This is a genomic window from Kribbella sp. NPDC050820 (assembly GCF_040653975.1).
Lineage (GTDB): Bacteria > Actinomycetota > Actinomycetes > Propionibacteriales > Kribbellaceae > Kribbella.
On the sequence record NZ_JBFAHB010000128.1, the window covers coordinates 1 to 13,198 of the forward strand.

The following is a 13,198-nucleotide window of genomic DNA, read 5'->3' on the forward strand; positions in this document are numbered from 1 at the left end:
GGCTTCGACTCCCGGCCTTCCCTCGTCACTCCAGTCGCTTCGCTCCCTCCGCTCCTCAGTCCAGGCCGGGAGGCCCCATGACCACGGTCACCGATCCGGCGCGGCCGGCCGTTGTGGAGGCTCCCGGTACGGCGCCTTCGGGGCGCCGGCGGGGGTCGTTCGGGTTCAACACGATCTCGACTCGGGAGAAGGTGGTCCGGTACGCGTTGCTGGTGTTCGTGCTGCTGATCACCATCGGGCCGTTCCTGTGGCAGCTGTCCACGTCGTTGAAGGGATCCGGGGAGGACATCTACACCCGGATCCCGCGGCTGCTGCCGGCTCAGCCGACGTTCGACCACTACGGCGCGGTGGCCGACACCATCCCGGTCTGGGGCTACGCCCGGAACTCGCTGGTGGTCGCCGCACTGGTTGTCGGCGGCAACGTGCTGGGGGCGTCGCTGGCCGGGTTCGCGCTGTCCCGGCTGCAGTTCAGGGGACGCAAGCTGGTGCTCGGGCTGTTCCTGGCCACGCTGGTGCTGCCGGGCGAGGTCACGATCATTTCGCAGTACGTGACGGTGCGGGAGTTCGGGCTGGCGAACACGCTGTTCGGGGTCGCGCTGCCGGGCATGATCGGGACGCTGAACGTGCTGCTGATGTACAACGCGTTCCGGGCGCTGCCGATCGAGGTCGACCAGGCCGCGATCGTGGACGGGGCGAACGCTTGGCAGCGGTTGGTCTTCATCGGCCTGCCGTCGGTGCGCGGGACGATCAGCGTGGTGGCGATCTTCGCCTTCATCGGGGCCTGGGACGACTTCCTCTGGCCGCTGATCGTGCTGACCGACCCGGACAAGTACACGCTGACCGTCGGGCTGCAGTACCTGTCCGGCACGTTCAGCAACAACCCCCGGCTGATCGCGGCGGGCACGATGATCGCGTTCATCCCGATCGTGATCGTCTTCGCGACTCTGCAACGGTTCTTCTTCAAGGGCGTGGAGGAAGGCGCTGTGAAGGGCTAGTCGGCCACTACCATGGGGGCTCGGCGAGCTGAGGGGTGGCCGTGGCGCTGCGATTCTCCGTGCTGGGCCCGCTGACCGTCCTGAGTGACGGTGAGCCGGTGGAGCTTGCCACCAAGCTGCGCACCTTGCTGGCCACGCTGCTCGTCCGGGCGGGCCAGCCGGTGCCGCTGCACATCCTGGCCGACCGGCTGTGGGGCGAGGAGCCGCCGGTCAACGTCAGGGGGTCGCTGCAGACCTATGTCACCCGGCTGCGCACCGCGCTCGGCGACGATGGCCAGGTCGTGCAGACGGTGCCCGGCGGCTACCTGGTGCAGGCAGACGCGTCGCAGCTCGACCTGGCCGCCTTCCGGGAGCTGGTCACTCGTGCGGACGCCGAGGAGGGCAACGACCAGGCCGAGGCTGCGCTGCTGCACCAGGCGCTCGAGCTGTGGAGCGAGATGCCGCTGTCCGACCTGACGCCGGGCTCGGTGAGCAGTCAGGACCTCCCGGCGCTGGTCGAGACGCGCATGTCCGTGCTGGAACGGCGGATCGACGTCGACCTCCGCCTCGGCCTGCATACCCGCCTCGTGCCCGAGCTGCGCGCCCTCACCGCCGAGCACCCACTGCGAGAGCGCCTCTGGGCTCAGCTGATGCTCGCCTTGTACCGCTGCGGCCGGCAGGCGGACGCCCTGTCGGCCTACGAGTCGGTACGGCGTTTGCTGGCCGCAGAGCTCGGCCTGGATCCGGGACCGGAGCTGCGTGAGCTTCAGCAGGCCGTTCTGGCCGGCTCGGACCGGCTGGCGCCGCCGGAGCAGGAAGCAGCACCCGAGCCGCGGTGGCCGGTCCACCATCAGTTGCCGCTCGAGGCGCCGTACTTCACTGGTCGTGAAGAGCTGGTGAGTCAGGTCGAGAAGCTGCTGACGGACCCGTCGGAGGGCGTGCCGATCGTGGCTGTCTCGGGTCCGCCTGGCGCGGGCAAGTCCGCGTTGGCCTTGCATGTGGCGCATCGGATTGGGACGGCGTTTCCTGACGGGCAGTGGTACGTGCATCTGGCGGGTGCGGGGGAGCGGCCGCGGGATCCCGCCGACGTACTGGCCGAACTGCTGGTCACGTCCGGGGTGCCTCGGGCTGAGGTGCCGGACGGGGTTGATGCGCGTTCGGCCTTGCTGCGTTCGCGATTGGCCGGGCGGCAGGTGCTCGTCGTACTGGACGATGCGGCGAAGGCGGAGCAGGTGCGGCCGTTGTTGCCCGGCACGCCGCAGAGCGCCGTACTGATCACGAGTCGGAGTGCGCTGGGTGGGCTGACGGCATTGGCTGGTGCGCATCGGTTGGTGATCGGGCAGTTGGAGCCGGAGGAGTCTGCGCTGCTGCTGGCCCGGTTGCTGGGCGGGCGGCCGGGTGACGGGGCGGACGCGTTGGCTGAGTTGTGCGGGCATCTGCCGCTGGCGTTGCGGATCGCCGCGTCCAACCTGGCGGTGGGGCCGGGGATGGAGTGGGGGCACTACCTCGACTCACTGCGCGCCGGTGATCGGCTGGCCAAGCTGGCGGTGGCTGGTGATCCGGATGCCGCCGTACGCAATGCGTTTGATCGGTCATATGTCGCGCTGGATGACGGTACGGCGCGGTTGTTCCGGCTGCTCGGGGTCGTGCCGGGGCCGGACTTCACGGCTGAGGCTGCGGCCGCGTTGACATCGTCGGAGGACGCTGCTCGTCAGTTGGAGTTGCTGGCGGAGGCGAACCTGGTGCAGCGGTATCGGCCGGGGCGGTTCCAGTTCCACGACCTGCTGCGGTTGTACGCGGCTGAGCTTGCGGCGGCGGATCCGGCTGATCGGGACTCGGCTCGTCGGCACTGGTTTGACGCCTACTTGCGCAAGACGATGGCTGCGATGCAGGTGTATGTCCCGCAGAAGTTGCGGTTGCCGTCGAAGATGACTGTCGAGGTGCCGGCGGACATGGACGCGGCGGCTGCGCAGGCGTGGCTGGATGCGGAGCGGTCGAACCTGGTGGCCGCCGTACTGGATGCTGAAGCGCATGGCGAGCTCGAGTCGGCTTGGTGCCTTGCGGACCAGTTGGGCGGGTACTTCTCCGAGCGCGGTCACCACGCGGACTGGCATGCGGTGATCGACGCCGGGCTGCGCGCTGCGGAACAGGCCGGCAACGCGCAGGCGATGGCGGCGATGTACCGGGCGCGCGGGTCGAGCCTGAAGAACGTCGGGCGGACTGCTGAAGGGCGCGACTTCCTGGTCGAGGCGCTGCGGTTGTACCGGGAGGCCGGCGACTTCCGGGGCGAGCACAGCGTGACCAACCTGCTGGGCATCGCGGCGGCGCATCTTGGTGACAGCGTGGGTGCGCTGGACTGGTTCCGGCAGACGGCGGAGGCGGCTCGGCGGTCGTCGAACCCGCGCGCGATGGTCATGGCGACCGACAACCTGGCTGCGATCCTCCACGAGATCGGCCGGGTGGACGAGGCGCTCGCTCTGGCGCTCGACGCTCAGGCTCAGCATGTTGCCCTCGGCGACGGTCCTGGGCAGAACTCGACGCAGCACGTCCTGGCCGTGCTTCACCAGGATCGCGGTGAGTTGGACGAGGCGTTGGCGTTGATCACCGACGAGATCGCCGCCGTCCACCGCTCAGGCCGGCGGCAGGGTGAGGCGATGTCGACGGAGGCGCTCGCGACGATCCACCGCGACCGCGGCGAGTTCGAGTTGGCCGAGAAGGTGGCCCGCGACGCACTCGAGTTGGCTCGTGGTCTCGGGGACCTGCGCATCGGGTGCCACGTGGAGGCAACGCTCGGCGACGCGCTCTCCGGCCAGGAGCGCTATGACGACGCCATCGACCGCTTCCACATCGCCCTGCCCCTGGCCCGCCAAGTGGGCGCGCGCGAAGTCGAGGTCCGCGCGCTGATGGGCCTGGCCTTGGCCCGCCTCGGCCTAGGCGCGCTCGACGTCGCCCTGGCCGACGCCGAGCAAGCCGTCCGCGAGTGCGAAACCCTGCAGATGGCAGTCCTCCACGGCCGCACCCTCACCGCCCTGGCCCTGGTCCAACACGCCGCCGGCCACCCGTCCGAGGCCGAATCCACCGCCCTGCGGGCCCTCGAGATCCACCACCAAACCGGCGCCCACCTCTACGAGACCACCGCCCGATCGGCCCTCGCCACCATTCGCTCCAACCCCTGAAGTCGGGGCGACACATCGTCGTACCGATTGACTTTCGATAGATGGCGGTCGATAGTCGATGCATGAACTTGGTGCACCGGGTCGTCGTACCGCTGCGGGTCCTGCTGGTGATGCTGTTTGCGGGGCTGGTGGTGGCGCAGGTGATGAGCATGCCCGGGCAGTTCGCGTACATGGCGAAGGAGCAGCCCGACCTGGCGTACCTGCGCTGGCCGCTGACGATCTGGTCGATCCTGGAACTGCTCTGCATCCAGGTCGTCATCGTCTGCACCTGGAAGCTGCTCACCCTCGTCGCCAGCGACCGGATCTTCAGCGAGGACGCGTTCGCCTGGGTCGACGCGATCATCTGGGCGCTCGGCGCCGGCTGGGTGCTGTTCCTCGGCGTGTTCGTCTACCTCGGCGTCCTCGCCGACGACCCCGGCCTGCCGATCCTGATGTTCGGGATCGTCCTGGTCGGCGGCGTACTCGTGCTTCTCATGGTGGTCATGCGGGCCCTGCTGCGGCAGGCGACTACGCTGCGATCCGACATGGAAGCGGTGATCTGATGCCCATCGTGGTGCGCATCGACGTGGAGCTCGCGAAGCGCAAGATGGGCGTCGGGGAGTTCGCCGAGAAGGTCGGCCTCACCCCGGCCAACGTCGCCGTCCTCAAGAACGGCCGCGCCAAGGCCGTCCGCTTCAGCACCCTCGAAGCCATGTGCCGAGTGCTCAACTGCCAACCCGGCGACCTCCTCGAATACATCGACGACACCGCCGACCACCAACCCCCCACAACCACCCACACCGCCGACGCGAGCTGAAGTCGTCGAGTTGTCGATTTGAGTAGGTCCAATCCCGGTTTTGGCGCAGAAATCCACAACTCGATGGCGCGAAAGGAGTTACCGGCGGGAGGCGGAGGGGTGGACGGGGCCGGTGTATTTCTCGCCTGGGGCTTGGCCGGGGGCGTCGGGGATTGAGGAGGCTTCCTTGAAGGCGAGTTGGAGGGAGCGGAGGCCGTCGCGGAGGGGGGCGGCGTGGTGGTGGCCCAGGGAGGGGGCGGAGGCGTCGAGGAGGCCGGCGAGGGCGTCGATGAGGGAGCGGGCTTCGTCGAGGTCCTTGTGGTCGGGGAGGTCTTCGGCGAGGCCGAGGTTGACGGCGGCGGCGCTCATCAGGTGCAGTGCGGCGGTCGAGATGATCTCCACGCTGGGTACGTCGGCGATGTCGCGGGACACCGTGGACAGGGGGTCGGGCTGCGAGTTGGCACCTGATTCCGTCATGCTGCTACTCTTGCATGGCGACCGACCGGGTCCAGCGGTGACCCCTGAGCGGAATACTCAAGGGAATCCGGTGGTTCTGGTCTAAGCGGAGGGCCACCTCCCACCCAGTCGATGGACAGTCGGCGGGTCCCGGTCACGTCGAGGTTCCGGAGCGATCCGGTGGTCTCGGCGATCGTACGGCGTACCTCCCGGCAGGGTTGGGGCGTCGTCGATCTGGGAATTGGGCCTTCGTGTGATCGCACGAAGGCCTTCGTCGTTTCCGGGGGCCTGCGGCGGTCGCGAGGTGGCACCGAAACGAGCACAACCCAGGAGGACCCATCACCATTGAACTGCGCGTCAACGAGCGCATCCGCGTTCCCGAGGTGCGACTGGTCGGACCGAACGGTGAGCAGGTAGGCATCGTCCGGATCGAGGACGCACTTCGGCTGGCACAGGAGGCCGATCTCGACCTGGTCGAGGTCGCGGCGACCGCCCGGCCTCCGGTCTGCAAGCTGATGGATTTCGGCAAGTACAAGTACGAGACCGCGCAGAAGGCGCGCGAGTCCCGCCGGAACCAGTCCAACACGGTCATCAAAGAGATGAAGCTGCGGCCGAAGATCGACCCGCACGACTACGAGACCAAGAAGGGTCACGTCGTTCGGTTCCTGCGTGCCGGGGACAAGGTCAAGATCACCATCATGTTCCGTGGCCGCGAGCAGTCCCGGCCGGAGCTCGGCTTCCGGCTGCTGCAGCGGCTGGCCGAGGACGTCAGCGAGCTCGGCTTCGTCGAGTCCTCGCCGCGGCAGGACGGCCGGAACATGATCATGGTGCTCGGACCGCACAAGAAGAAGTCCGAGGCGCGCGTGGAAGTGGAAGCCGAGAAGGCGAAGCGGAAGGCCGAACGGGAGGCCGAGGAGCAGGCGGAGCGCGCGGAGCGCGCCGAGCAGGCTCAGGCCCACGAGGCCCAGCGCGCCGCCGGCACCGCGAAGAAGCCGAAGGGTCCGGCCGACAACCTCGACCCGGAGTGACGAAACGCTCCGGCCGTCGATGCTGACGCCGGAGCACCGTCAACCGAAGATCGAGTCAACGAAACACAATCAGGAGCACATACAGCCATGCCGAAGATGAAGACCCACTCGGGGATGAAGAAGCGCGTCCGGATCACCGGCTCGGGCAAGCTGCGCCGCGAGCAGACCGGCAAGCGTCACCTCGCCGAGGCGAAGCCGACCAAGCGCAAGCGCCGCCTGTCCGGCACCGTCGAGGTCGCGCCGTCGCACGTGAAGAAGGCCAAGAAGCTTCTCGGCATCTGATCCACCCTCCCCCGAACACCCCCCGCCGAGTGGGCACCATCTCTCTCCGGCGCAGAAATACAAGGAGTAACACCTCATGGCACGCGTGAAGCGGGCAGTCAACGCCCACAAGAAGCGCCGGGTCGTACTCGAGCAGGCCAGCGGCTACCGCGGCCAGCGCTCGCGGCTGTACCGCAAGGCCAAGGAGCAGGTCACCCACTCGCTCGTCTACGCCTACCGGGACCGCAAGGCGCGCAAGGGCGACTTCCGCAAGCTGTGGATCCAGCGCATCAACGCTGCGGTCCGCGCCGAGGACCTGACCTACAACCGGTTCATCCAGGGCCTGCGGCTGGCCGAGGTCGAGGTCGACCGCAAGATCCTCGCCGACCTGGCTGTCAACGACCCGGCCGCGTTCTCCGCGCTGGTCCAGGTCGCGAAGGCGGCGCTGCCGGCCGACGTGAACGCTCCGAAGAGCGACGCCGCGGCCTGAGTCTCAGCACCCCCTAAGTAGCACTCGAGTGGCGAGCCCTGGTCTGCTGACCGCGCAATCCGTGCGGATCAAGCAGGCCCGGCGGCTCGCCACTCGTGCGTTCCGCCGCAAGACCGGCCGCTTCCTGGTCGAGGGTCCGCAGGCCGTCCGGGAGGCGCTCGAACACCGTGAGCTCGTCCTCGAGGTGTACGGCGAACCCGACGTCGCGACCCGGCACCGCGACCTCCGCGACCTCGCCCGCGCCGCCGACGTGCCGTGGTTCGAGGTCAACCGCGCCGCCATCGAGGCGCTGAGCGAGACCGTCACCTCCCAAGGCGTTGTCGCCGTCTGCTCCCTCGTCACGGTGCCTCTGGACGAAGCAGTACGACGTACCGCGCGACTCGTCGCGGTCGGCGTCCAGGTCCGCGATCCCGGCAACGTCGGGACACTCATCCGTACGGCGGACGCCGCCGGAGCCGATGCCGTCGTACTGTCCGCGGAGTCCGTCGACCCGCACAACCCGAAGGCGGTCCGGGCCAGCGTCGGCAGCGTCTTCCACCTCCCGATCAGCGTCGACGCGGACGTCCCCGCGGCCGCGAAGTCGTGGCGTGACCAGGGCCTGCAAGTTCTCGCCGCCGACGGGTACGGCGCCTCCGACCTCGACACCTGCATCGACGACGGCACGCTCGCCAAGCCGACGGTCTGGCTGTTCGGCAACGAGGCGCACGGCCTGCCCGACGGATACGACGCGATCGTCGACCGCTCGGTGAAGGTCCCGATCTACGGCCGGGCCGAGTCGCTCAACCTGGCCACCGCCGCCGCGATCTGCCTCTACGCGTCCGCCCGGGCGCAGCGCCGATGACGGATCTGCCGTTCGACCTACCGGGACAGTTCTGGCGAGGGAACCTGCACACGCACTCGGACCGCTCGGACGGTGCGTTGTCACCGGTGGAGACCGCGCAGGTGTATCGGGAGGCCGGTTACGACTTCCTGGCTGTCACCGACCACTTCCGGCCGGAGTACGGGTTCCCGCTGACGGACACGCGAGAGTTGCGATCGGACGGATTCACCACGCTGATCGGCGCCGAGTTGCACGCGCCACGGACCGAGGCGGGGCAGGCGTGGCACATCGTGGCTGTGGGGCTGCCGCTGGACTTCACACCGCCGGGGGGCTCGGAGACCGGGCCTGAGTTGGCGCGGCGGGCGCGAACTGCCGGCGCGTTCGTCGGGATGGCCCATCCGTCGGCCTCGCTGCTGACGGCGGTCGACGCCGAGAGCCTGGACGCGGCCCACTCGGTCGAGGTCTACAACGCGCTCGCCGACCGCGAGAACCGTGGCGACAGCTGGCACCTGACCGATGTCCTCCTGAACCGCGGCCACCGGCTGACGACTTACGCCGCGGACGACGCACACCTGCAGCCCCAGGACCCGCCCCCGTGCCAGGCCTGGATCCAGGTCCGCTCGCAGGAACTCGAACCGGACGCGCTGCTGGCCGCCCTCAAGGCCGGCCACTTCTACTCCAGCACCGGCCCCGAGCTGTACGACGTACGCATCGAAGGTGACGTGGTAGTGGTCGCCTGCTCACCCGCGACGAAAATACTGCTGACCGGCGGTATGCCCGGCGCAGAGGTTGCCCAGGGCACTGATCTCGCCGAGTGCTCGCTCCCGCTGACCATGTTCCGCGGCCGCCACTGCCGCATCACTGTCGAAGACGCCACCGGCGCCCGCGCCTGGACCAATCCGATCCACATCCCGACACAGCCGATGTCCTAGCCGCGGATCAACCGACTGGCTCAGCGGTCGTCGCTGACAATCAGCGGCCTGTGGATAACTTGCTCGGTGAAGGCCGTCCTTGTGCAAGTCTGGCCACGCCTGCTTGCCCGCTGAACCGGCGAAAGGACATCCGACATGCTCTGGCCCGCGCTGCGCGCCCTCTCCCTCGGCGAGCTCTCCGAAGATCAGCTGACGTGGCTTCGGGAGACGTTCGGCCTGACCGAAGGCCCGCGAACCGAGGGGCCGGGCGCCGCGGACAGCATCGCACACCGGAGGCTGACCGACGAGCGGGGCGTCGAGCTGCTCCTCGACCTGGCCTGTATGGATGATGACGCCTGGGTGTTCGCACTCTTCCAGACGACGGGCGACAAGCCGTCCGCGGCGTTCGTCGAGGCCCAGCGTGCCGCGTTCCGAGCCGCGATCGACCACCTCGGCCTCGAACTCGTCGAGATCGAGCCGGCTGCCAGAGCCGACGAGGTGCTGGTCGCCCCCGCAGATCCGGCCGACACCGCGGAGTCCGCTGTCGGCGGTCACTGGTTCCTGCCCGACGAGCTGGAACTCGTGTGGTGGCATCTCGGTCTGCGCCGTGACGCGGCGCGTGAGGTCAAGGAGGTCAAACTGCGCCAACTCATGCTGACCCCCGCCTGGAACGAGGCTCCGGACAGAGTGCGCCGGGAGGTGCAGGAGTTCCTCGATGGCCACTGACGCGTTGCCACCCTCTTGGACGGACGAGCGGCGGAGCTCCGGATGGACACCGCAGACGCCGAGGGGCTGGTTCGCATGATCGCGACCAGCGAGCTGATGGACGCTTGGTCCTACGGCTCGAACAACAACGCTCGGGTGTTGGCGCTCCAGGAGATCACACGCGACGAGTTCGGGCCGCACTGTGCGTTGCAGATCGACGGCACTATGCGGCGGGCGGTCGATCTCGAGCTCAGGTACAACAGGGACGCGCTGACCGACTTCCTCCGGACGCAGTACACGATGACCCAGGAGTTCCTTCAGGAGCGCGGGATCACCGAACTGATCTCCTACCGGGCACTCGCCTGGTCAGAGGCGGCGGAACAGCCGCCGTGGGCCGTCGAAGACAGTCTCGGGACCATGGTCGACGTTCCGCAGCGCCCGCTGGCCGGCTGGTCGCCCGACCGCCAGATGGTCGCTGACCGGCTGAAGCAGCGGTGGGGCCGTGGTGTCATCCTCGCAGCACGGCACTCGGCCCTGGTTGGCACCCACGCACCGTCGCCGCGCGGCTGAATGCACCGGACAAGCTTGACGTGCGGATCGGACGAATCCTCGACGGCAGAGCGGAAGCGCCGTCGTGGTGGGTGCGGGACGACTCCGGCTACACCATCGCCCGGCGGGATCTGGAGTTCCTGGGGATCGACCAGTTGCACCTGCGGTGGATGGTCACCCGTGAGTCCCCGATGGGACTGACACCCAGGCTCTACCGACGGTTCGCCGGCGATCTGCTGAACGCGCTCGAGCACGACCGCATCGACGCGACACAGGTCGATGTCAGGCTCAAGGGCACCGCCGCCGAGTTCTTCTCGGGCCTGCGAAAGACCCTGCCGACCGAGGTGGAGCTGGCCGGCGAGCCGGAGGCCTTGGGCCGGATGCGTGAGTGGTTCGGCAGCGACGAGAACCGGCCGCTGCGCCGTCCGTTGGACGCCATGTACCGGCTCGGCCTCGAGCCGGAGCCGAGCGATTTCGACCTCGACATCAACAGCACGGCCGCGGTCCGGGCGGCCCGTGCGCACTGGCGCGAGCACCACGGTGACCGCTACCCCGGGGACTTCATGGGCGGCCATGGCTATTTGGACAGGCGGGCCGTCCGCGGCGCCTCGGGGCCGAGCCTTCCACGCGCTCAGGCCGGCGCTGCGGTGCGGCCGGAGCACCTGCGCCGGGCGTGGCTGAAGCTACTTCTTCAGGCGGCCCTCGAGGCCGTCGAGCAGGCAGTCGAGGCCGAAGACGAACGCCTCGTTGTGCATCGTCGCCAGGTCGCGGTTGGAGCGGCGGCGGAGCGATTCCTGCATCGTCGCGTTGTCGGCGGTGGCGACGCGGGCCTGCTCGAGCACGTCCTGGACCCATTCCTCCGTCGTCTGGCCCGAGTTCTTGATCGAGGTCTTGACGGCGACCTCCGCGTTCGCGGTGCCGAAGACGAACGACATCACGCTGCCCATCGCGAAGTCGACGTCGCGTTCGGCGAAACCGCCGGCGCCGAACAGGACCAGTCCGCGGGAGCCGAGCGACGTCGCGTTCGGGCCGATGCTCGGCCGGGTGTAGACGACCTCGGGCAGCCACGGGTGCCGCAGGATCATCGCGCGCAGGCTGTGCGCGAACAGCATCGCGCCGGACCGCCAGCCGGCCAGCTCCGGCTCGGGTACGTCGACCTCGCCGTACGTCTCGTCGATGAGCAGGTCGATCAGGTCGTCCTTGGTCGGCACGTGCCAGTAGAGGCTGGTCGCGCCGGAGCCGAGCTTGGCGGCCAGCTTGCGCATGCTCAGCCCGGCCAGGCCCTCGGTGTCCAGGGTCTCCATCGCGGCCTGCACGATCTGCACCCTGGTCAGCGTCTCCCGGGCAGGTGCGGCGGCCCGCGTGCGGGTCCAGATCGAGTCCTTCATGCGCCCATCCTACTCAGGACTCGCACACTGTACGAGTCTTGTCGTACAGTGTGCGAGTGACTAGTACACCGTTCGAGTCCACAGCGACCGGTCACCCGCGACGCTGGTGGATCCTGCTGATCCTGTGCTTGAGCCTGATGGTGCTGGTAGTCGACAACACCGTGCTCAACCTGGCCATCCCGTCGCTGATGCGCGACCTGGATGCGACTCCTGCCGACGTGCAGTGGATCATCGACGCCTACATCCTGGCGTTCGCCGGCCTGCTGCTGACCGCGGGCAGCCTGTCCGACCGGTTCGGCCGCCGGAAGATGCTGATTCTCGGGCTGGTCGTGTTCGGGCTGGCCTCGCTGCTGGCCACGCTGGCCGAGACGCCGTGGCAGCTGATCGCCTGCCGGTTCCTGATGGGTGTCGGCGGGTCGCTGCTGATGCCGAGCACGCTGTCGCTGCTGTTCACGGTGTTCCCGCCGGAGGAGCAGCGCAAGGCGATGGCCGGCTGGTCCATGGTGGCGATGGTCGGCGTGGTGGCCGGCCCGACGGTCGGCGGCGTACTGCTCGAGCACTTCTGGTGGGGATCGATCTTCCTGCTGAACGTGCCGATCGCGGTGCTGGCGATCATCGGCGCGGTCGCGATGATCCCGGAGTCGCGCGGGCCGGCGCGGGCCGTCGATCCCGGTGGCGCGGTGCTGTCGATGGTCGGGATGACCGCGGTGGTGTGGGCGATCATCTCCGTTCCCGTCGACGGGTTCGGGTCCGCGAAGGTGCTGGGTGGGCTGGCCGTGGGCGTGGCCGCGCTGACTGGGTTCGCAGTGTGGGAGAAGCGGAGCGCGCACCCGATGGTGCCGTTGGCGTTGTTCCGGAACCGCAACTTCAGCGGGACCAGCTTCTCGATCGTGCTGCTGTCGTTCACCGCTGGTGGGTTGCTGCTGGCGCTGACGCAGTACCTGCAGTTCGTGCTCGGGTACACGCCGTTGAAGGCCGGGCTGGCGCTGATTCCGTACGCGGCGTCGGCGATGCTGTTCAACGGTCTCGGGGCGACGCTGGGCAAGAAGCTGGCCGACCGCACGCTGATCGCGGCCGGGCTGGTGGTGATCGCGGCGGGCTTCGGGATCCTCACCCAGGTCAGTACGTCGTCCGGCTACGGCCTGCTGATCGTCGGGCTGCTCGTGATGGGCGTCGGCGGTGGTCTGGCCGGACCGGCGGCGTACACGCTCCTGATGCAGTCCGTCCCGGCGGAACACCGCGGGGTCGGCTCGGCCATGAACGACACGGTCCAGCAGACCGGCGCCGCCCTGTCGGTGGCCGTCCTGGGCAGCGTCTTGGCCGCCGCCTACTCCTCCTCCCTCCCGGACTCGGTGCCGGAAGCCGCCCGCAACTCGATCGCCGAGACGCTGGCCCTCGGCCCCGCCTTCGTCACCGCAGCCCGAGCCGCCTTCACCGACGCCATGTCCATAGCCATGACCACAGGCCTCATCGGAGCCCTGGCCGGCGCCTTGGTCGCCCTGGTCGCGCTCCCGCGCCGGGCAGCCGCCGAGCTCAGCCCCGAGTCGCCCACGCCGGAGCCCGCCTCGGCGGACACCTGATCGGTTGCCCACTCAAGTAGGGGGTTGCCCACTGAGAATCTCATTGGGGACCCACGCACATCAGGTGCTCTACACGCACATCGTC

General features: G+C 68.8%; 14 protein-coding genes. 12 read left to right on the plus strand and 2 right to left on the minus strand.

What is annotated here, in order from left to right:
* Positions 1–77 precede the first annotated feature (77 nt).
* The 4 genes from AB0H36_RS46605 (at position 78) to AB0H36_RS46620 (ending at position 4,946) form a co-directional block, all read left to right on the plus strand.
* Complete coding sequence (locus tag AB0H36_RS46605) at positions 78–995, plus strand: carbohydrate ABC transporter permease (protein WP_360538414.1); 918 nt, start codon at positions 78–80, stop codon at positions 993–995.
* Between the two features lie 41 nt (positions 996–1,036).
* Positions 1,037–4,150 carry a BTAD domain-containing putative transcriptional regulator gene (locus AB0H36_RS46610; protein WP_360538416.1) on the plus strand — a complete coding sequence of 1,038 codons (3,114 nt, stop codon included), beginning with the start codon at positions 1,037–1,039 and terminating at the stop codon, positions 4,148–4,150.
* A gap of 62 nt (positions 4,151–4,212) precedes the next feature.
* Entirely contained in the window at positions 4,213–4,692 is a 480-nt protein-coding gene (locus AB0H36_RS46615) for a DUF2975 domain-containing protein (RefSeq protein ID WP_360538418.1), read from the plus strand.
* Positions 4,692–4,946, plus strand: a complete 255-nt coding sequence (locus tag AB0H36_RS46620; RefSeq protein ID WP_360538420.1) for a helix-turn-helix transcriptional regulator — start codon at positions 4,692–4,694, stop codon at positions 4,944–4,946. The genes AB0H36_RS46615 and AB0H36_RS46620 overlap by 1 nt, the downstream gene beginning before the upstream one ends.
* Before the next feature lie 78 nt (positions 4,947–5,024).
* Here the strand turns inward: AB0H36_RS46620 and AB0H36_RS46625 are convergent, their stop codons facing one another.
* On the minus strand, positions 5,025–5,402 hold the full coding sequence (locus tag AB0H36_RS46625; protein ID WP_360538421.1) for a DUF1844 domain-containing protein: 378 nt from the start codon (positions 5,400–5,402) through the stop codon (positions 5,025–5,027).
* A gap of 317 nt (positions 5,403–5,719) precedes the next feature.
* On the opposite strand from AB0H36_RS46625, the gene infC reads away from it, so the two are divergent.
* The 7 genes from infC (at position 5,720) to AB0H36_RS46660 (ending at position 10,166) form a co-directional block, all read left to right on the plus strand.
* A complete protein-coding gene (gene infC / locus AB0H36_RS46630; protein ID WP_360538435.1) occupies positions 5,720–6,409 on the plus strand; it encodes a translation initiation factor IF-3 in 690 nt (229 codons plus the stop codon).
* 87 nt (positions 6,410–6,496) lie between these two features.
* Positions 6,497–6,691, plus strand: a complete 195-nt coding sequence (gene rpmI, locus AB0H36_RS46635) for a 50S ribosomal protein L35 (protein ID WP_360538422.1) — start codon at positions 6,497–6,499, stop codon at positions 6,689–6,691.
* Positions 6,692–6,767: 76 nt separating this feature from the next.
* On the plus strand, positions 6,768–7,160 hold the full coding sequence (gene rplT / locus AB0H36_RS46640) for a 50S ribosomal protein L20 (protein ID WP_131367113.1): 393 nt from the start codon (positions 6,768–6,770) through the stop codon (positions 7,158–7,160).
* Positions 7,161–7,188: 28 nt separating this feature from the next.
* Positions 7,189–8,001, plus strand: coding sequence for an RNA methyltransferase (locus tag AB0H36_RS46645; protein ID WP_360538423.1), 813 nt, complete (start codon positions 7,189–7,191; stop codon positions 7,999–8,001).
* Complete coding sequence (locus tag AB0H36_RS46650) at positions 7,998–8,912, plus strand: CehA/McbA family metallohydrolase (protein ID WP_360538425.1); 915 nt, start codon at positions 7,998–8,000, stop codon at positions 8,910–8,912. The genes AB0H36_RS46645 and AB0H36_RS46650 overlap by 4 nt, the downstream gene beginning before the upstream one ends.
* A gap of 135 nt (positions 8,913–9,047) precedes the next feature.
* A complete protein-coding gene (locus tag AB0H36_RS46655) occupies positions 9,048–9,617 on the plus strand; it encodes a hypothetical protein (protein WP_360538427.1) in 570 nt (189 codons plus the stop codon).
* Positions 9,618–9,659: 42 nt separating this feature from the next.
* Positions 9,660–10,166: a hypothetical protein gene (locus AB0H36_RS46660; protein WP_360538429.1), complete on the plus strand. Its 507-nt coding sequence runs from the start codon at positions 9,660–9,662 to the stop codon at positions 10,164–10,166.
* A gap of 662 nt (positions 10,167–10,828) precedes the next feature.
* Here the strand turns inward: AB0H36_RS46660 and AB0H36_RS46665 are convergent.
* Entirely contained in the window at positions 10,829–11,533 is a 705-nt protein-coding gene (locus AB0H36_RS46665) for a TetR/AcrR family transcriptional regulator C-terminal domain-containing protein (protein ID WP_360538431.1), read from the minus strand.
* Positions 11,534–11,589: 56 nt separating this feature from the next.
* On the opposite strand from AB0H36_RS46665, the gene AB0H36_RS46670 reads away from it, so the two are divergent.
* Positions 11,590–13,113: an MFS transporter gene (locus AB0H36_RS46670; RefSeq protein ID WP_360538433.1), complete on the plus strand. Its 1,524-nt coding sequence runs from the start codon at positions 11,590–11,592 to the stop codon at positions 13,111–13,113.
* Positions 13,114–13,198 lie beyond the last annotated feature (85 nt).